Below are 19,218 nucleotides of genomic sequence, written 5' to 3'. Positions count from 1 at the left end.
ATAGCTCTGACCGTACTTATTTTTCTATTCTTATTAGGAGGATGTTCAAGTATGTCTACCTCAGAGAAGCAAAGTATTGTAGAAACAGCTACACCAATAAGTGTTCAGTACATAAAGAAATACTATAATGCGGACTTTATTGTAACGAGTCACGATATTGATGATCCTTCCATTCATTCACGTCTATATCTATACGGTCATATAACGGGACATGAGGATGAACGTATCACAGTTTCCTATAACTACGACTCACAGGAGGTTATCAGTGTACAAGGACCAGGCTGGTTTATCGATAGTCGAAATCCAAAAAAGGAAGTACCTTCTTCCCCAGAAAAAACAGCAAAGTAATATACCAATGTTAATGTTTCATTAGGAATGACCTGGAGAAAACGTCCAGGTCTCTTTTTTTGCAGTTGTTAGACGTAGTTTATTTGTAACAATTTACCTGTATTTATATCCATTTATTATAAATCAATATCTACACACCCGAAAACACATGCCTGCAAAAATAAGTAGAAAGTCTGTAATATGAGTTTAAATAGCAAATAATAATGAATCCTTCTAGGCCATTTTTACCAGATAAAATCAGTGATATGCTTAATTATGGGACAGAAATGAAGAGAAGAAGCATGATTTTGGATATTATAGCTCATACTACCTTCAGGAAAATTATCGAAGGAGTGACAGCATGAGGTTAAAAAGTATCATCGCCGTTGGAGCCGTGTTAACCTGCTCATCTCTGTTATGGGGCTGTGGTAATGGCACTGCGAACAATGCTTCCCAGCAACAGAATGACACCGTTCGGTCGGAGAGTTGGAGCGATCCCAAACGACTGGAAGCTTCCCATCTTGAGGCGCTTGAACGTATGGAGAAAGACCATATTCACCGAATGGTTTCGCTTAGTGCAAGTACAGATGGAGACAAAGTAATGACCACACTTGAACGGTCGAGCCAAAAGTTGGAGGAAATGAGACCGCTCGCCGAAATGCTCCAACATGAAGGACATCCGGCATTATTACAGCGAATCCAGGACATGTCCGGTGATATCCAAGGTTCCAAATCCGTCATTGCTGAGATGAAAAATCTGCCTCAGGACGGTAAAATTAAGATTCAGTCCGAGAATTCTGATTCCTTGCATCACATCAGCAGCTTCCGCGATTACCACCAGTATATTCAAGAGAAAATTCAAACATTGAACAGGAATACTACTGATATACACTAATCAGTTATAGCACTGCTTACCCAAGGAAAGTAAAGAGTTAGGTAGGAGGATCACTTCCTATCTGACTCTTTACTTATGAGCAGATTTAGACAATTACTGTATCCTACTGCAACCTTCCATGAATCGTACGTATCTTCTGTTCCTGTTGTATCAGTCGTTGCTGATCAGCGATTACGAAATCTTCTCTCCTTCATACAAATTAAGATAGGGCAGTTCCGAAATTTCCTTATATGTTTTATCAGTTATATAGGTATCCATAAAAACTCTTCTCTGTTTACTGATCTAAAAAGTTAAAGTATATTATAATGTGCTAAGTTAACATATATAGGAGGTTAAAGATTATTTTTAAAAATATTCAATCTGTATCTTTTATACTTATAATCTTATCCCTTATATTGGGAGGATGTAACTCTATAACGAATCAAGACAAGATTATTGAAGAAGCCACTCAAGTGGGTCATCAATACTTCATTAATCACTATAATACTAAAGTGGAATTCATTGATCATAAATTTATGCCGAAAGATCTTAGCCACAATATTAGTTTGAGTGGACATGTTAAAGATCATAAGGAAACCGAAATCACTATCCTAATTGATTATGATACATTTGAAGTTCAAACAGCTGTTGTACCGAAAGAGTTACTCGACAAGAAAATCAAATAAGTTCCAACAAGGAGTGGTAGATGTGCTCAATAAAAAATATCGTACACCTCTAACCCTATTAATATTGATTAGTATAAGTATCACTGTATTTTGCGGTTGCATGTCCAACGAGCAAAAAGAAATTGTACAAAAAGTCGAAATCGCAAACCTAGCTTATTTTAAAGAAACCTATGGAATTGATGTTGAGTTTACAGGCCACAAATTCATTCCATCTGACTTGTCTCATACGGTATCACTAACGGGGTACGTAAAAGGGAATAAAACTCAAGAAATATTTGCAATGGTGGATTATGATACTTATGAAGTCAAAACAGGCTCAGCACCTGATGACATCAAACCTCTTAAGTAGATGTATGAGCCTAAAAGAATTGATAGTACCCAAGAGCCTTGTAGAGATGCATGGCTCTTGGGTCAGATCAGTTGTACTTCGTTATATGCAAAAGGTTAGACAGTGACGAGTATTCCTCCCCCCCTCACTGTCTAACCTCACCTCTCTGCTACTCACTCGCACCCAGATACGTCAGTAACGCCGCCAGCGTCATCACAATAAAGATGTGAATCCATACGTTCGCAGCTCCATACGTCATGTTGAAAAACCCCAAATAGGTGAACGAGTCACCTCCGTGACTCACCAATTGGAATATAAGTAGCATACACAGCAGAATACTGAATACGACCACTGTCAGCGCTCCGGCTTTTACCCTTCGCTCCTCATCCATCCGAAAAATCAACAAAGCACCAAATACGATCGCAATAAAAAACACAATAAATAACATACGGGGTCCATCCTCCTTATCTCTCTAGCTGTCCACTACTCTACCCATAGAGATACCCAGATGAACATGCTAAATAACAGGACTGGTGCAAGTGCACCTGTGGCTAAGATGATCCAAAGTGTCACGGGTTTGATCCTTTGGCAGTATGTATCAACTTTGCGCATCCGATCTTTGCGCCACTTGGCAAACCTGAGCCGTCTGACCAGCCGACTCAGAACTATTTGCCGCTGCTCGCCCTCTTCGAATTCATCGATCGCACGCCGCAACTCCTCGTATAATTGAGCCTCTTCCTGACCAGCCACTGTAGGTGTACTCATCTGACCCTTCCTCCCATAAGAACATTATTGAGATATAGCCACTACTTAAATAACACATTACAGACCTTCAAAGTTTGAGGTTTTTTCAAAAAATGGACAATCCAAAAAGCCCGGGCATAGCCCAGACTTCGTAGAATCATGTTAGAACTATTTAACTGAGTGCTATTTAGCTCGCGTTAGCAATCAATGTATTCAGGCATACTGCACCCTGTGCGCGCACATTAACGACGATAATCGGCGTTTCCAGCATGTCGTGCATCCAGGACATATACTCTTCTACTTTTTCGTTCGGAAGGATCGTCAGAATAACCCCTGCGAATCCACCACCATGAATACGACAAGCGCCATCACCCAGGTTTTGCAGATAATTCTCGGTCAGTGCCAGCGCGATGCCAATCTCCTGTTCCTTCACAGCACCACTCTGATATACATTCTGCAACCACTTCCATGATGAGTTACCGGACGCCGTAATCAGTTTCAAGAAATCAGCAAAACGTCCATCCCGCAACGCTTGAACTTGACCATCGACACGATTGTTTTCCTCCAGGAAATGAAGCGCACGTAGCACGGCACGATCCCCAGCAGCTTCACGAACCTTCTTGAGGTTGGCGTAGATTGCGTCAGCTGTAATTTCCCGAACATACTCACTACCCAGCGCCTGAGCAACCGCTCTCATCTCATATGGCACAGCAGCGTAATCTTCCGTCAGATCGGCGTGGTTACCACCTGTATTCACAATGACCAATGAGTAACCGTTCTGTTGGAAATCCCATTGAACAGGCTCGATAACCGGCTGTGCAGGATTCTCAAAATCAATGGCAATCAGTCCGCCGTACGCACAAGCCATCTGATCCAGCAGACCGGAAGGTTTGTTCCAATAGTGATTCTCCGCATACTGACCGATTTTGGCCAAGGTGACAACATCCAGTGCTCCATCATTATAGAAGTGATTCAAAATCGTACAGATCAGCATCTCAAATGACGCCGATGAACTGAGTCCTGATGCCGAGAATACGTTACTGGAGATGTACGCTTGGAAGCCGCCAACCTGGTGTCCAAACTCTCCGAATCCCGCAGCCATACCGCGAATCAATGCTGTTGTGCCATCGTCTTCCGTATTTGGCGTGAGATCCGTGAGATCGATTACATATTTCTTGTCGTAGCCTTCCGAATAAAAAGTAATAACCGATTCTGCCGTTGGCGCAGCCACCGCAAGTGTATCCAGCGTAATGCTGCCCGCCAGGACTTTACCATGGTTATGATCTGTGTGATTGCCGCCGATCTCGCTACGTCCTGCTGCGCTGAACAACTTGCTTCCTTCTTGCGCGCCAAAGTACTCTTCGAACGTTGCGTTCAGCTTCGTGTAACGTGCAGTCTGTTCTTCTACTTGTGATTGTCCATACATTTGGGCAAGCAACGCTTGGCCCTCCGTGGATTGGATCAGATTCAATGGTTTTGTCGTCATTAATAATCCTCCTATGGATATGCAGCTTTTATTTTTAGACTGTTGGTGAACATGGTTGTTGTGTCTGTTTCATGCCTTATTCCTCTCCCATTATCTCAGCTTCGTAGCGGAAAAGGTAGGGTAGAATTGAAAGTTTGTAAGCGTTTTGTGAAGTTATTTAATGTAAAAATAGGATTGAAAACCATTTTAGAATAACTTAAATTTGGTTTAAGTGAAAACACATTATCTTCCAATCTTAAATTTGCTATGCTTTACATCTTATTGGTGGAGGGAACGATGAAAATCAAGTCGAATTATACCAAGTTATTTGGCGCATTTTCTCTTACATTTTTGGGTGATGGACTTACGCTTGCTGCAGTTCCTTGGCTTATATCAACCCTTACAAGCGATACGCTGTATGCCTCTGTCACCATGACGGCACTTCGTTTACCCTGGCTTCTCTTCAGTCTACCCGTGGGTGTCCTCATCGACCGATACTCACGCAAACATATGCTGATTGGCGCAGGCTTTACGCGAATGATCCTTCTGCTTGTCCTAACGTTATGTATCTGGGGGGGATGGGTGAGCATTCCGATTCTGGCTCTGTTCATGTTTGGTATTGGCCTGAGCCGAGTTGTATTCGACAGCACAGTGCAGACGGTCATCCCACAACTGGTAGATGAGAGTAAGTTGGAGAAAGCGAATGGGCAGTTCACCGCCGGACAGTTAATCACAAGTGATATTCTGGGCGTTGCTCTGGGAGGGTTCATTATAACCCTGCATATTGTTTTCCCTTTTGCCATAGACGCCGTAACAGCTGTTATTGCTCTGCTCTTTTTAATCAGTTTGAAGGGAAACTTCTATCCAGGGGATACGGAAAAAACCAAGAAGGAAGTTCGCCCGATGAAGAATTGGAAACGCGAGATGTGGTCCGGTATTCAATATGTCTATCATGATCGTTTTCTCCGCGGACTAGCCATTCTGTCTGTCACCATTACGCTGATGTATTCGATCATTCTGGCTACTCAGATCTTTTTTGTACGCGATGTGCTTCAGTTGGATGCTTTTGCATTCGGTATTCTCATCTCCATTGCAACAATCGGCAGCATTGTAGGGAGCCAGGCTGTGGCTTATATGCGTAAGAGATGGAGTACAAAACAATTGATTATCTCCTCCATTTTGTGCATGGGAATCATCTACGGTGTGGTGGGGTTAACCACGAATGCTTATATGGTAGGTGGACTGTACTTCTGTGCTGCATTTTTCATTATTGTCTACAATGTTACCCGTTCCTCCATCCTGCAACGTTCCGTTCCTAATGAGATGCTCGGCCGGGTCGGAAGTGTGTTTCGCTTTTTGTCCTTTGGAATTAGTGCCATCGGTACGCTTCTCGGCGGATTATTGGTGCGGGTTAGTGAAACGACTTTCGATCGCGTATTCTCGCTTCAACTCCCTTATCTCTTGTTAAGCCTGATCTATATCCTGTCTGCTCTGATATACGCAATGAAGATGCAGAATCATTCAGAGAGCCAGCAGCGTGACATCAACGCTTGACTGTTACGTTAGGTCATACTTGATAATGATCTCAAGCTTACATGAAGGAGAGATTAAGGATGAAGATTACCGCGTTACGTTCAGATCAAATCTATGAGGAGATCATCCAGGCTGCACCCGATGAGAAATTGGAGTTATACCGCGAGCGAATGATGAGTCCATTCATGAACAAATGGAACATTCAACAGATCCCGTTTCGCTCTCAAGAGCCTCACGGCTTCGACGTGATTATGATGAATAACTTTATGAATATCGCTCCAGCAGATATCACACCTGAGATTAACGAATCGTTAGCAACGATTTCGTCTGAAGCATTTTGGCAACAGTGTCATGAAGCTGTTTGTACAAGTCTATCCACCTTTACAGATCACGGGATTGAGCTATCGGTCTCCGAATACCTATATACGATTTTATTAGGCGACAAGAACAGTCCTTCACTCACCATGAACGAAGGCATCAGCGGAGATGGTGGAATCCCGGGTTATATTATTGCGAACCTGATCCCCAATAGGTATACTCTACCTCGTATGCAATCCGTGTTAGCCCATGAATGCAATCATAACGTAAGGTATCAATATATCCAGTGGAATCCACAGATTACGCTTGGGGAAATGGTTGTTAGTGAGGGATTGGCCGAGAGCTTTGCGACATCCCTGTATGGAGAAGAGTTGCTAGGCCCCTGGGTAGCTAAGACGGATATGGATACTTTGAATAAAGTAATTAAACCAAAGATAAAAGATCAGCTGTATGTCACCGGTTTTGACCAAATTAATCCGTATCTATACGGCGATGAACTTGCCATCATGCAAAACTTCACGCCCGTAGGTATGCCCTATGCGGCTGGCTATTCTTGCGGTTATCACTTAATTAAATATTATCTGAACAAAACAGGTACACCGATCACCGAAGCAACCATCACTCCGGCAAGTGTCATTCTTGCTGAAACAAAGGATTTTTGGAATGAAGACACCCTATTTCACCGTTAAAGATATCATTCAGATCACTGGCATCACCAAACGTGCATTACATTATTATGATAAAACAGATCTATTAAAACCGAGCAAAGTCGAAGACAATGGCTATCGGTATTACGATCAAGAGGCACTGGGGAATCTGCAGATGATTCTGTTGTTCAAAGAAATGAATTTCTCATTGAAAGACATTGCGGCCATGATGCAGCTCTCCAAAGATGAACAGAAAGATATTCTAAGAGAGCATCGCAGTACACTCGTTCAACGCACACAAAAGCTCGAAACCATCATCGACCAGTTGGACGAGTATGTGGATGGGACGGATATCTCTCATCTTCATCTGTTTGACAACTCTTCCATCCTGTCCATTCAAGAGCAATATGAATCCGAAGCGAAGTTCATCTACGGAGATACCGAGAAATATCAGGAATTCGAAGCTAATGTGAGCGAGCTGTCTGCGGAAGAGCAAGAAAAAGCCTACCAGCAGTTCTCGGTCAACATGGAGCAAGTATTTCGGGAATTGGCGAAGCATCAGGATCGGTCCCCTGCTTCTCGTGAGGTACAAGCATTAGTGCGTAAATGGAAGAGTTGTCTGGAGCAGTTTATGGTCTGTGATATTGAGATTCTGAGGTGTATTGCTGAAGCCTATACGATGGATCGTCGCTACGCGGGTTATTTTGATCAGTTTGGCGATGAGGATTTTTTGAGGTTTTTGTATCAAGCGATTATGTTTTTTATACAATCGGCATCGAACAGATAAGCTTTCGGGTGAAAAGAAGTACCCATACTTCGCCACAAACGTGTCTCAATTCGTGGATCAACCTCACAGAGCGCCCGTAGTCCTTCCGGCTGAGTGATATACAAATAATCTCCCGCGAGCATCCGCACCCCGGACTGCATGATAAAGGACGTCATAATATAGATCCCGGATGCATGCTGCATCCGGGCAATCAGTTCGTCTGCCAAGTTATCTATAATGAGTTTAACGTTAAGCTTCGTCGACATCGATCAGATACACCCGTTCCTGGAATCCACCGCGCGCCTCGGCTTTGTCTGCCCGTAGCTTATCCAGCTGCCCCGCATTCGCACCATGCACCTCCGCCAGCGCCCGAATCACTTCGAGCATGTCTGCCAATTCTTCCAGCGCTTCCTGATCGCTTGCTGCTTTTACATACTCATCCGATTCTTCTTGCAGCTTCGTTCTTAACTCTTGCTTATACTCCTATGGGTCCAGAATGCGTGTGCGGCATTCCTTACCGCTGGATGTGATAATATGCGGAATCTTGTCCCGCACCAATTTGTTATATGTAGGCATGTGGCATAACATCCTTTCTGCTGTGAGAGCCTTCGAGCCTCGCGCCAGAATCTCCCTTTTTGCCATCATACCACTTGCTATTGGGAGGGATGGGTTGATTTTACAAAGCAATTGGACTGGAATGAGGAGATAGAAATAGCCCATTTCAACTCGTATTCGAGTTGAAATGGGCTTTCTGCCATTATTAATGTCTATTTTTCTGCATCAAACTCTGGTTCAGAAGGATTCTAAGCCAACAGTTTTGAGACAATAATATACGTATCCATCATTTCTTTATCAATCTCGACCAAGCAAGTGTCATCATCCATAGCTGGTTCATAACCAATTCTAACTTTCTCAATTGCATACTTGTTCTTAATATCAAGAATATACTCTATTAACTTCTGAGCTTTTAACGTTGTCTCTGAATTTTCTCCGCTGAACAATTCCTCTTCAGGAAAATTAATTACAATATCTCCAGATTCCTCATCAAATGAAAATACAATCATCACATCGTTAAAGGTATGACCCAGATTAAGATGAGACAATAATATATTCCCCGTTCCCTTAGGAGAAAGAACCTCTTCAAGGCTCTCTATTTGCTGAAATTCAATATCGTTTTCACTACGGTTATCATAAAAGTGAGAACTTTTGATCCAATCCGCCGGAATGTTCAAGTCATTCTTAATGAATTGATCCAGATTATTTTTGTTAAAATCAATTAAAATGATTTCTAAACTTTCCACAATACAAACCCTCTTACATCAGGTAATTCTTCATATCACATTAATTCGGTATTGTAGGCGGATGTAGTTGCTTATGTTCCAACTCAAACCATTGCTCAATATGATTACATAACAATGGAATGTCCTGAATGGCTTGCTCACAGATTTCTTTATATGAATCTTGAAGCACTTCCTCAAGTTCCAAATTCACCTGATATGCCTCAGTTTGTTTAGCATGGTGCACATCCGCCGGCTCAATAACGTAATTTTGGTTTTTGGTTAACGGACTTACATAAATCGTCCACTCAAGGTTGCCCTTAAAGTGCTGAATACAATGCTTTAATTGCTCGTAAAGCTGATCAGCGTTATGGAATCTAAAATAAAAACCCGCAGGTTTCTCATATATCCGATTCGGATTATACATCTCTGTTCTATTCCATTCATACGAACCTAATTTGGCCAAGGTATACGCCATAAGTTCCGGTGCAAGCACCTCTTCTTTGTTCTTCATATAAATACTTTTTGACACCATGCCACCCACTTGAGAGTCCGTTTATTCATTTGTTGAAAACTATGTTTTCCTGATACTTTCAATGATCTTATTCTTGCATACCTGCCTGCACAATTGTATTCTCCATCATGGTCAACAATAAAAAAATTTCCTGTTACATCTGAAAAAGTAACCCTCTCAGAAAGTTGTTTTTTCTTAAAATCAAAGATGATATTCTCTAAGGTTTGCCCCATATCCACTCACCATATCTGTTATGAGGCAAAGTAATTACTCACGATCTCTGTTAATTCATCATTTCCAAGTTCGATGTTGGTCAAGTAGTATACAAAGAATTCATTGATATGTTCTTCTTGAAACAAACTCAAATATTGGAATGTAGCCAATAATATATTATCCTCTGGATAACGATTTTCTTCCAGCCTCTTTTTGGCAAACTGGATCATTTCGTTCGTAAACGTGTCACACTTCGTCCTGATTAACGTATTTAAGACAAAGTAAATCTCTTCCTCGTTGTTACTCTCCAGAATATCTTTGATTTCGGTATCATCTAACTCTTCAAGATATAATCTAGCCTTAGATTGATTAAACGCCCGTAGAGCCTTGGGTTCATCATTGTAAAACTCTTCCCAAAATGTCATGTATGCAATCTCTCTTGGCAATCTGGCTGATGATTGATTAGGCTTATCTAAGATAGTCCAGTCACCATTTAACTTATCTGAAACTACATTAAATAGTGACGAATCATAAGGAACAACCCGCATAGCATCATTTTCAATCCTGTAATACGTATCTCCTGAAGGAGCAGACTCTATTTCAAATACGATATATTTTTGATCAAATGATAAATTGGTTTGTAATGCTAATGTATCTTTAAGCTGAACTCTCATCATCTCACTCCAATTATGTTAAAGTCACCATCTATATCTATGATCCAATACAAATCATCTTCGTCTGCCCTAAGCTTCTTGGGCTTGGATACTTTCAACTGAAGGGATGGGGTGATTTTGTAAAGTAGTCGATTGGATTGAGGAGATAAAAATAGCCCATGACTACTCCGTATAGGAGTTGAAATAGGCTTATGTTTTTAACATTATTCTTCAATGGATTGAATCGCATATTCTATATCCTGCTCCATATCCAGATCAGGATACTTCTTTTGCAGTTGAATGAGACAATCTATAAATGCTGGACTTTGGAATTCAGAAGATAGATCTTCAAATATCTCACTCAGCCAATATAAATTTTCTTCTCCGCATTGATTTAGAAATGATATGGCGCTCTGCTCATTCTCTTTTAGAATGTCTACCATCTCATTCCATATCGTTTGAATAGCTGGATCGTCGGGGTGTAAATCTTTTCTCTTCTTTACTAATGAGATAACTTTTTCACTGTAGTCTACCAAGTTTTACTCTCCTCACGGTTGTCTTGAGTTATCTGGAGTAATCGTTCCGATCTGTCCATCGTTCTTGAACACTCCTACTCTAACGTTATTATAGTTTCCAAACATCCATTCACCGTCACCCTTAACTCTATTCTCAGGCAGATTTGCTACATGCTCACCTGACTTTTTGATATCTTCCGATGTCCATTCCTTAGGGAACCATGCTTGGCCCTCTCCACTTCGCTTTGCTTTATTTTTGTGATTAGGTATATTACCAACTCGTACACCGTTTTCATATTCTTTAGTAATGTTAAATGCGATCTTATTTTTAAGTAAGTAATTAATATTATCTTGACCGTGACCACCATTGATCAATCTATTTTTAGAATTAAAATCTCCAAGTGAAGCATGGTGAATTCTCTCATTACTTACTGTAATTCTTCCACCGATCATACCTTTTGGGAATCCTAATCCTTCTTTCGGAACCTTATAACCCCTATTATACATTCCAGTAAAAGCCAATACGAGCTTAGCAGTCTGTAGACCTCCTATAGAAACTGCTGCTTGCCATGCTGGTATGGATTCTCCAGTTACGGGATGATGACCTTCCTTAAATGCGCTGATCTGTTCATCATATATATCTCCCCCACTAGACACCGGTTGCTTAGGCCCAGCCCTCATTTCCTCATAGGTACCACCCTGTTCCCAATACTTAACAAACTCCTTTTGCCCTGGCATCCCATCCTCTGCTTCACTGGCAGGCATGTTAACTCCAAACAAAGGGTTATATACCATTCGTCGTTGTTCTTCTGTGTTACTTATATTATGGTTCATCATTGTATGGACAGCAATCTGTCCAGCAACGGCTCCCAAGCTCACCTGTTCCTGATCTGCTTGTTCGAATCTCTCGGCAATCGCGAACAGATCTTGGGATGACTTAACCATACTTTCCAGTGCTCGGTCCAATACTGGACGTGACTGCTGAAAATCATAGAAAAATCGTTCCTGCGTTGCTCCCGCCCACTGAGACTGGATGAATCCGATCCGTGCGGTCAGGTCATTACGTATACCCTCCAACTGCTGCCTACCCTGCTCGATCTGTCTGGATACATACAACAGTTGCTCTGGTGTCACCTTAATTGTACTCATATCATTCTCCGCGTTTGAAATAGGATTTTACCATGTTAGCAGAAGCTTGATGTATATACATCCTTCTAACATCCTAATATTTCCTTTCTCACCATAACAATATTTCCAACAACGTACTTCATAGGTCCTAATTCAAAGGAAATCTTCTTAATCTCTTGATTTAATAGAAAATAATTAACAAACACACCAACGGGCACGCCGTTAACAATGCCGCTGTAAAACTGATCTGTGCCGCGACTCGTCCTCCGGTAAACTCTTGCCGTGAAAAGAACATCCAGATCGAGAGGTACGTAGCGCCTAGTGGGAATGAAATTATCCCTCTAAACGTACTCGGTTCCATGTATCCAGTCATCATGCTTTTACCAATTAGGATTAATGTAACCAATTCCAATATAGATAATATAAAAAACGCGATAGCAATCACTCTTTTCAAAATGTACACCTACTTTCCAGACGCAAAGCAAAGAGCATCCTTTGTATTCTCTGCATCATATATCCTTTATTTGGATGATATCATCTTGTAAGCGTAACATAGATAAATCAAACATTTAACCCAAATGATCAATTAAAAAAACATCTTACTCGGATGAATCCTTCATCAAACGTGCAGATAGATCATCCAATATCTCTTTCGTTCGTTGAATAAGACTTTCGATGTTGTTTAGTTTTAGTGGTTGATCGTGTGGACAATCCTCCAAAGATGACATATGTTGCATCGTGCCGATGAACAAGGCAATATCTAGTCCGGGTTCAGTCTCCGTATGCACTAAAGGCAAGATTTCATTCATGGTGAGTTCTTTGGGTGGATGAACTGAATGATACTTATGGATATAAAGCGCCTTAATCATGGAGGCTAGAGCCCAATCACATAGAATTAGACAGGCTTTAAGCTGATTGTGATTACGCATGATGACGGCAAGTCTGAGATGATACTTAGCATGTTGGTGATAGGCCGTTATTGTGGTACATAGCATGTGGTAAGCAGGAATGTGTTTGGACCTAGGTTGTGTGGAGATATCATGGTCTTGCAAACGTGGGGTAAAATCTACTTGGTGATTACAATGTGCTCCGGTTATGGACCAATTTCTTGCCATTGTCATCCCTCCAAAGAGTTAATACCAGTATTATACAATAAATTGATACATATAGTAATCAAATAAATTATTTATATTCTTCGTTTGGTGTTTACCTTGAGGAAACTTGTCTACACTTTTGAACATAGAGAGGTGAATACCATGAACGAGGACAGAGAAGTTTTGAAGCTGGTCGGAGCTAGAATTCGCGCACTACGCAAAGAAAGAGGCTATTCACAGGAATCCCTCGGAGAAAAAGGTGGATTTCATTTTTCATACATAGGACAGATTGAACGTGGAGAAAAGAATGTTTCTTTGGTGAATCTGGCTAAAATCGCTGAGTCACTTGAAGTAAACTTAATACAGCTTTTTGCTTATGTAGACGAGGATTTTCATTTCACAGAGTCAGAAGTAGTTATACAGGAGATTTTAGAAATGTTAAGAGATGCCTCCCCTGACAGTATTCAACTAACCAAAAATGTGATACGTGAAATCTTAAAGTGATCTTGAACATAAAAATAACAAAGGCAAGGCAGCTTACAAGCTGCTTTGCCTTTGTTTCTCCGTCATTTTATTAAGGTCACTCAGATAGCTTTCGTTTTTCTACAAGTAGGGTAGCTACTACATCCCCAAAATTCCGCCCCAGCTTTATTCTTACGTTTAACCATTGCAGCACCACAACTGCACTTGATATTAGATACGGTTTTAGATAAAGATTGCTCTTTCTTGGTCGTAGTAGTTTTTACTTTTCTATTGGAAGGCGTCCATTTCCCCCAACTGCGTAGCTTGCTGTCTACTAAACCACCGTGCCAATAATCCACTTTGAATTGATCTGCTTCTTTTCTTGCTGGACCCGTAAGATCAGATGTCGTCACGATCAGAGACAAAATACAGTCATGATTCCTTTTCGCACCTACCAGCTCACGAACAGTCATTACTTGCACCTTATTATGATCAGCATAGCATTTTGCCTGAACCGCTGTTTTTTCGCCACGCTTATCAGTGATAACCAAATCTACTCCACCATCCCTACCTCCAACACCAACTTCTTTTACCGTATAGCCATTGTCTCTAAAATAAAGTGTCAATAGCCGCTCGAACTCTGCTCCCGTCATTTTATCTAATGGTAAAGTTAGAATTATTTCGTCAGATCTGCACGTAGAGGAGGAACGATTAAATCCAGTATTCGCAGATTTTTTGGTAGTCTGTTTCTTCCGTGGTTGAGACTTTCTTCTTTTTTTCTTTTTAGAAGGCTGTAACAGTCCAGCAACAACTGATAATGTAACAACACCAATAACGAGCCATATAATTTCATTCATTCACTTAATCTCCTTAGATAGCTTTCATACTTTTAGCAATACGAAGTATAGTTTTTCATTTTCATTAAAAAAATCTTTTGATACTTTAACGTAGTAGGTGTATTCAATTTCATCATCAGACATCCAGGATAACTCCAGTAAAACCATTCCATCCTCATAACCAACCCACATATCTGCCTTTACTCCGCTATCGAGTTTTAAACTTTGATATTTCATCGATTCTGATACTGAATCTTCTATACCTTCGAAAACATGACTGCCATATACTCGAATATCAATATCCGGGTTGCCCACATATAGCTGCTTACCATCTCCATTATCTGATTCCTCTCCTGCTATCCAATCACCAGGATAACTAATACTGAAGCCGAATCTGCTGTTATGATATGTGGTCCACTCTACGATAGTAAATGGCACGGATATATTGCTGGTTATGATAAGGGTAGTTGGAACCTAGGTACCTATAACAATGTTCAAGCTAACGCAGAAAGTCATGCAACAAATACACAGATGGGGCCGTTTAGATTTACAAGTGTATCTTATAAAAATTCAAGTGGAGTTTGGACTGTAAATGATACAGCCCCAACCGCTGGTAGCCCTTATTCGGTCAGTAAGACCAATAATGCAAATTTCCGAGTCTATGGACCTTAAACTTAATCTTTTATAAGGAGGATAATGATAATGAGAAATAAAAAGTGGTTTCTTGTCGCAGCAGCAGTTATCGTCCTAAGCGGAGCATTTTACATGAACTCTATTTCTGCTGAAAGTCCTACCCAACTAATCCAAGATCAGCTTATTAAGGAAGGAGTGGTTATTTCTAAAATCACCACCCAAGAGAAAAATTTAAAATTGGAAACAAAATCAACTTCTACTTCTGGAGAAGCAACCATAGAGGATATTAAAGCCATCCGAAAAATCCGAAATGAAGTAAGAAGTGGTGTTAATGGAACCTCACAAATCCAAAATGTTGATCTCACGATCACAGGCAAAAATGGTCAGAATATATACAATGGTGTTTCTAATGACATTACCCGAATACCAGACTTCTCATCTAAGATTGTGGGTAAGCTCGATTCTGAATCAGTCCAGAACGCTATATATAGTGAACTGAAGGCAAACGGTGTAACTGTGGAATCGGCGAAAGTTACGGATAACGAGCTAGGTGGAAAGTTCGCCTCGATTGTGCTTACAACGGAAATCTCAGAGGTAAACAGTCTTGTTCCTAAAATTGAGCAATGGATCACAGCGCTTAATGATTCTGATGGCATTGGAGTTTCTCAATATGAACTGACCATTAATGATGAAAGTAATCATTCAACGTTATTATATTTGACAACAGATCTAGTGTACCGTGATTTTTATTGGTGGCAGTCCCCTGCTCTAGGCGATGAAGTTTGGACAAAAAACAAACCAGAAAGTCAAGAATCAGCTACTAGTAAAGACAAGGTTCCAGCGACAATTGAAGAAGGCATACATGCTGGGCCCTCTGGATCAGATAACAATGGGTATGAAGGGCCTCAATTCAAATAATAATAACGGCTTTTATCTAACTCTCGTTTGAAAGACACAACACTCTCTCTGGATTTGAGGAGTTTCTGTTGTGTCTTTTGTTATTACATATAACTCACACAATACACTTATTCGCCACTGTCACCATCTTCGCAGACATCTCTTCCCGCAGTCGCCATACGAAGCTCATCGGTTTGTTCCCCTCATGACTCACATAATCGGCTTCGCCCAGAAACACAAACGGAGACGTATAGCCATGCTCCTCCTTATACTCCCGCACGAACAGCACGATCCGGTTGCCCGTCTCTCGATGATGAATATATCGCTGCGCTGTAGCCGTATGCTCGGACACCCGGCTCTGAGTCTGCCAATGGAAGAGACGCTCGTTGATCGCATAGTCCTCATACAGCGTGGAGGGTGAGAAGTCTTTGTCCGATTTGTTCAACGTAATGAAGAAAATATCAGTCTGCTCATTGGCAAAATACTTCACGCCTTCACGGAAGGCGGGTGATTGCTCAGCGTTCCAGTAGCCAAAGGCGGCAAGCACTTGGTCTATTGAGTACATACAGTGGATATCCAGTGGACAAGTGTACGGAAACGAATTTCTTTTATCCACAAATCGTAGATGAGCCAGATTATATTTGAAAATATCCACAAGCTCTGCTCGGAATGCCTCAGAAGAAAGCACACGCTGCACACCCTCTTCGATGCTGCTCAGTCCTAGCTTCTCGGGCGCAGCCCGATGGAAGGTGTAATAGAACATGATCAACATGCGCCGTTCATCGGCGGTGGTTGCTTCTTTGCCTTTTTCAACAAAGTCGATCAGGAACGTCAGCCAGCTTCGGGAGTTGATCGTTAACACAGATGGCAATCTGCGGATGTACTCTTCGTGTTCATCTTCTATAGGTGCTGTTAATCCGGCTTCGGCCAACATGCCACGGAAATACCTTTTGCCCGTGCGTCCACCATACAATTCATATAGTGTCATCCCGTGATGCTCTACAAAATGAGCCAAGGTCAGTGGCAGTCCAGTGTCTTGTTGGAAGGTTTGAAGCTTCTGGATCAACGCTCTGCGATTACGACTCATCTGCTTGAGGTTGCGCATGACGTATTCCTTCGCTTGTTTTTCCAATTGAATGAACGTCCCACGAGGTAGGTTCGAGAAGCCATTCTCGACGTAGTACGAGATGGAATGTTTGGTAGCGCCGATCAGGGCGCGGAATTTATCCTGGAACCTGTACTCCTGATGCGCTTGTCCGATGAAGTCGAGCACGGTCAGGCACTCTTTGCCTTCCGCCATCCGTAGTCCACGTCCCAACTGTTGCAGGAATACGGTCAGACTTTCGGTAGGACGCAGGAACAGAATGGTGTTCACCTCAGGGATATCCACGCCCTCATTGTACAGATCCACGACAAAGATCATGCGCAGTTCCCCGTTCACCAGCTGTCCTTTCGCAGAATGACGTTCCTGTTCGCTCGACCCGCCATGCAGGGCTATGGATGGAATGCCGACTTCGTTAAATATTTTTGCCATATACATCGCATGATCCACCCCTACGCAGAAACCAAGTCCCTTCACCTCGTCCAGATCGGTTACGTATTTGTTCAGACTTTGGATGATCTGGTTGGCACGGATTTTGTTATGAGTGTAGAGCTTTTCCAGCTCGTTCAGATCGTAGCCTTTACGCGACCACTTCACCTGAGATAGATCGACAGTATCGGTGACGCCAAAATATTGAAAAGGACTCAGTAACTTCCGATCAATCGCATCGGTCAGACGGATCTCGGCGGCAATCGTATGATCGAAGTAGGCGGTAATGTCTTTGCCATCCATCCGTTCCGGTGTCGCAGTAAGTCCCAGCAAAATCTTCGATTCGTAATGGGACAACAGCTTCTGGTATGAAGGAGCAGCCGCATGATGGAATTCATCCACAATGATGTAATCGTAATAGTCTGGGCTGGTGATCTCCGTCAGCTTCATGGAGTTAAGACTCTGAATACTAACAAACAAGTGATCCAGCGCCTCTGCTCGGTAATTCCCGACATGCAGCTCACCAAAGTTCATATCCTTCAGGATATACCGGAACGTGTCCCGACTTTGCTTCAAGATTTCTTCCCGATGGGCGACAAAAAGAAGCTTAGCTCCCGCATGGCTTGCCCGGAATCGCTTGTAGTCGAAGGCAGAGATGACTGTTTTGCCAACGCCTGTGGCGGCGACGATCAGGTTGCGGGTTCGTCCATACAGCGTACGCTCGGCGTCCAGCTGTTTCAGCACTTCTTTTTGATAATCGTAAGGCTGGATGTCGAGGTGAAAGTGGTTGGACTGATCTTTTTTACGATTCAGAGCCGCCTTCAACTGTGCCTCATGCCCTTCATCCTCAGCTACATATCGCGTGAATTCACGGTCATTCCAGTAACTCTCGAAGGTCGCTTCAATCTTGCGCAGCACGTCGAGTGAATCCTTCTCCGTCACCTTGAGGTTCCACTCCATACCACTGGTCAGCGCTGGGTTGGATAGGTTAGAGGAGCCGACATAGGCAGTAGTGAAGCCAGTATCACGGTGGAAAATGTACGTTTTGGCGTGCAGCCGAGTCACTTTGGTATCATACGAAATCTGAATCTCCGTGTTAGGTAATTTGCTAAGTTCAGTGATGGCCTTCAGGTCGGTCGCCTCCATATAGGTGGTCGTGATAATCCGCAGCTTCCCGCCACTAGCCGTGAACTGTTGAAGCTGTTCCAGCAGAAGGCGGAGCCCGCTGAATTTGATAAACGATACCAGCCAATCGATCCGATCGGCTGTCACGATCTCCTTTTGCAACTCTAATAACATACTCGGTTCGGACTTTGCACCTGTGAACAAAGAGCTTTGGGAGATCGGTGTATCTGGACGAACGATCTTGGTATCCCGGACCGCACGAATGCTGTTCAGCTTGGAATACACATGGGTCAACACTTCCCCCTGCTCATCCAGTTGCAATTCATTGTACTCTTCTTCCCCCAGCGTACCTTTCAAGGTAGCAATAATCTCATTACACGTTCGAATCTGCGCCAATACTGCCGTTTTATCTTCCGTCTGTTCCCGCACAATCTTGAGCGCTCGCCGGGTTACCGCCGCCAAATACGTGGACAGCAGCTTGCGCGCTTCCTCTGCATCCAACTTCTCGGTGCCAATGTGATACACATCCGGGTCCAGCTCCGAAATCTCCTGCCTCGTGATTGTGTTGATAAGCTGTTCATATATGCCTTGTTTCATGAATGTACCTCGTGTGGGTGTAGGATGGTTGTGTATATGTAGGTGATTTCATTAC

General features: G+C 42.4%; 22 protein-coding genes and 1 pseudogene. 8 read left to right on the top strand and 15 right to left on the bottom strand.

Annotated features, from left to right (window positions below; genetic code table 11):
• Positions 1-51: 51 nt before the first annotated feature.
• From NSQ20_RS05295 to NSQ20_RS05285, 3 genes are all read left to right on the top strand, one after another.
• On the top strand, positions 52-348 hold the full coding sequence (locus NSQ20_RS05295; protein ID WP_243391246.1) for a hypothetical protein: 297 nt from the start codon (positions 52-54) through the stop codon (positions 346-348).
• A 340-nt stretch (positions 349-688) separates the two neighbouring features.
• On the top strand, positions 689-1,222 hold the full coding sequence (locus NSQ20_RS05290; protein ID WP_100526550.1) for a hypothetical protein: 534 nt from the start codon (positions 689-691) through the stop codon (positions 1,220-1,222).
• Between the two features lie 687 nt (positions 1,223-1,909).
• Positions 1,910-2,236, top strand: coding sequence for a hypothetical protein (locus NSQ20_RS05285; RefSeq protein ID WP_340032021.1), 327 nt, complete (start codon positions 1,910-1,912; stop codon positions 2,234-2,236).
• Positions 2,237-2,384: 148 nt separating this feature from the next.
• Here NSQ20_RS05285 and NSQ20_RS05280 read toward each other — a convergent pair whose 3' ends face one another.
• The 3 genes from NSQ20_RS05280 to NSQ20_RS05270 all read right to left on the bottom strand — a co-directional run bounded on the left by NSQ20_RS05280 (position 2,385) and on the right by NSQ20_RS05270 (position 4,445).
• Positions 2,385-2,663, bottom strand: a complete 279-nt coding sequence (locus NSQ20_RS05280) for a hypothetical protein (RefSeq protein WP_100526547.1) — start codon at positions 2,661-2,663, stop codon at positions 2,385-2,387.
• 35 nt (positions 2,664-2,698) lie between these two features.
• Positions 2,699-2,980 carry a hypothetical protein gene (locus tag NSQ20_RS05275; RefSeq protein ID WP_100526546.1) on the bottom strand — a complete coding sequence of 94 codons (282 nt, stop codon included), beginning with the start codon at positions 2,978-2,980 and terminating at the stop codon, positions 2,699-2,701.
• 166 nt (positions 2,981-3,146) lie between these two features.
• The gene (locus tag NSQ20_RS05270; protein WP_100526545.1) at positions 3,147-4,445 is read right to left on the bottom strand and encodes a galactokinase family protein; all 1,299 of its coding nucleotides are present in this window, start codon (positions 4,443-4,445) and stop codon (positions 3,147-3,149) included.
• A 276-nt stretch (positions 4,446-4,721) separates the two neighbouring features.
• Between NSQ20_RS05270 and NSQ20_RS05265 the strand changes: the two genes are divergently transcribed.
• From NSQ20_RS05265 to NSQ20_RS05255, 3 genes are read left to right on the top strand one after another with little or no spacing between them, the layout of a single operon-like run.
• The gene (locus NSQ20_RS05265; protein WP_340032020.1) at positions 4,722-5,978 is read left to right on the top strand and encodes an MFS transporter; all 1,257 of its coding nucleotides are present in this window, start codon (positions 4,722-4,724) and stop codon (positions 5,976-5,978) included.
• Positions 5,979-6,037: 59 nt separating this feature from the next.
• On the top strand, positions 6,038-6,964 hold the full coding sequence (locus tag NSQ20_RS05260; protein WP_340032019.1) for a DUF2268 domain-containing protein: 927 nt from the start codon (positions 6,038-6,040) through the stop codon (positions 6,962-6,964).
• Positions 6,939-7,709, top strand: a complete 771-nt coding sequence (locus NSQ20_RS05255) for a MerR family transcriptional regulator (protein WP_340032018.1) — start codon at positions 6,939-6,941, stop codon at positions 7,707-7,709. The genes NSQ20_RS05260 and NSQ20_RS05255 overlap by 26 nt, the downstream gene beginning before the upstream one ends.
• Here the strand turns inward: NSQ20_RS05255 and NSQ20_RS05250 are convergent.
• The 9 genes and pseudogenes from NSQ20_RS05250 to NSQ20_RS05210 all read right to left on the bottom strand — a co-directional run bounded on the left by NSQ20_RS05250 (position 7,667) and on the right by NSQ20_RS05210 (position 13,103).
• Positions 7,667-7,954 (bottom strand): hypothetical protein, encoded by a 288-nt coding sequence (locus tag NSQ20_RS05250; protein WP_243391245.1) that lies wholly within the window; start codon positions 7,952-7,954, stop codon positions 7,667-7,669. The genes NSQ20_RS05255 and NSQ20_RS05250 overlap by 43 nt on opposite strands.
• Positions 7,938-8,264 (bottom strand): annotated as a pseudogene (locus NSQ20_RS05245) (nucleoside triphosphate pyrophosphohydrolase). The gene NSQ20_RS05250 and the pseudogene NSQ20_RS05245 overlap by 17 nt, the downstream one beginning before the upstream one ends.
• 227 nt (positions 8,265-8,491) lie before the next feature.
• A complete protein-coding gene (locus NSQ20_RS05240) occupies positions 8,492-8,989 on the bottom strand; it encodes a hypothetical protein (RefSeq protein ID WP_100526541.1) in 498 nt (165 codons plus the stop codon).
• 40 nt (positions 8,990-9,029) lie between these two features.
• On the bottom strand, positions 9,030-9,479 hold the full coding sequence (locus tag NSQ20_RS05235; protein ID WP_340032017.1) for a hypothetical protein: 450 nt from the start codon (positions 9,477-9,479) through the stop codon (positions 9,030-9,032).
• A gap of 251 nt (positions 9,480-9,730) precedes the next feature.
• Positions 9,731-10,369, bottom strand: coding sequence for a hypothetical protein (locus NSQ20_RS05230; RefSeq protein ID WP_133120407.1), 639 nt, complete (start codon positions 10,367-10,369; stop codon positions 9,731-9,733).
• Positions 10,370-10,569: 200 nt separating this feature from the next.
• A complete protein-coding gene (locus tag NSQ20_RS05225; protein WP_047841781.1) occupies positions 10,570-10,881 on the bottom strand; it encodes a hypothetical protein in 312 nt (103 codons plus the stop codon).
• A gap of 12 nt (positions 10,882-10,893) precedes the next feature.
• Positions 10,894-12,009, bottom strand: coding sequence for a WXG100 family type VII secretion target (locus NSQ20_RS05220; RefSeq protein ID WP_340032016.1), 1,116 nt, complete (start codon positions 12,007-12,009; stop codon positions 10,894-10,896).
• Between the two features lie 160 nt (positions 12,010-12,169).
• Positions 12,170-12,442, bottom strand: coding sequence for a hypothetical protein (locus tag NSQ20_RS05215; RefSeq protein WP_143760349.1), 273 nt, complete (start codon positions 12,440-12,442; stop codon positions 12,170-12,172).
• Between the two features lie 145 nt (positions 12,443-12,587).
• The gene (locus NSQ20_RS05210; protein ID WP_100526536.1) at positions 12,588-13,103 is read right to left on the bottom strand and encodes a hypothetical protein; all 516 of its coding nucleotides are present in this window, start codon (positions 13,101-13,103) and stop codon (positions 12,588-12,590) included.
• 141 nt (positions 13,104-13,244) lie between these two features.
• Here NSQ20_RS05210 and NSQ20_RS05205 point away from each other — a divergent pair, with 141 nt between their 5' ends.
• Entirely contained in the window at positions 13,245-13,586 is a 342-nt protein-coding gene (locus NSQ20_RS05205; RefSeq protein WP_076253421.1) for a helix-turn-helix transcriptional regulator, read from the top strand.
• Between the two features lie 80 nt (positions 13,587-13,666).
• Here NSQ20_RS05205 and NSQ20_RS05200 read toward each other — a convergent pair whose 3' ends face one another.
• Positions 13,667-14,401, bottom strand: a complete 735-nt coding sequence (locus tag NSQ20_RS05200; protein ID WP_076329400.1) for a restriction endonuclease — start codon at positions 14,399-14,401, stop codon at positions 13,667-13,669.
• 24 nt (positions 14,402-14,425) lie between these two features.
• Positions 14,426-14,818, bottom strand: a complete 393-nt coding sequence (locus tag NSQ20_RS05195) for a hypothetical protein (protein WP_133120406.1) — start codon at positions 14,816-14,818, stop codon at positions 14,426-14,428.
• A 264-nt stretch (positions 14,819-15,082) separates the two neighbouring features.
• Between NSQ20_RS05195 and NSQ20_RS05190 the strand changes: the two genes are divergently transcribed.
• Positions 15,083-15,931 carry a hypothetical protein gene (locus NSQ20_RS05190; protein WP_100526534.1) on the top strand — a complete coding sequence of 283 codons (849 nt, stop codon included), beginning with the start codon at positions 15,083-15,085 and terminating at the stop codon, positions 15,929-15,931.
• A 94-nt stretch (positions 15,932-16,025) separates the two neighbouring features.
• On the opposite strand, the gene NSQ20_RS05185 is transcribed toward NSQ20_RS05190, so the two are convergent.
• On the bottom strand, positions 16,026-19,163 hold the full coding sequence (locus NSQ20_RS05185) for a DUF3427 domain-containing protein (RefSeq protein ID WP_340032015.1): 3,138 nt from the start codon (positions 19,161-19,163) through the stop codon (positions 16,026-16,028).
• Between the last annotated feature and the right edge of the window lie 55 nt (positions 19,164-19,218).

This window comes from Paenibacillus sp. FSL K6-1122 (assembly GCF_037977015.1).
Taxonomy (GTDB): domain Bacteria; phylum Bacillota; class Bacilli; order Paenibacillales; family Paenibacillaceae; genus Paenibacillus; species Paenibacillus amylolyticus.
The sequence above is the reverse complement of the archived record's forward strand: the minus strand, read 5'-3'. Positions and strand labels throughout refer to the sequence as shown.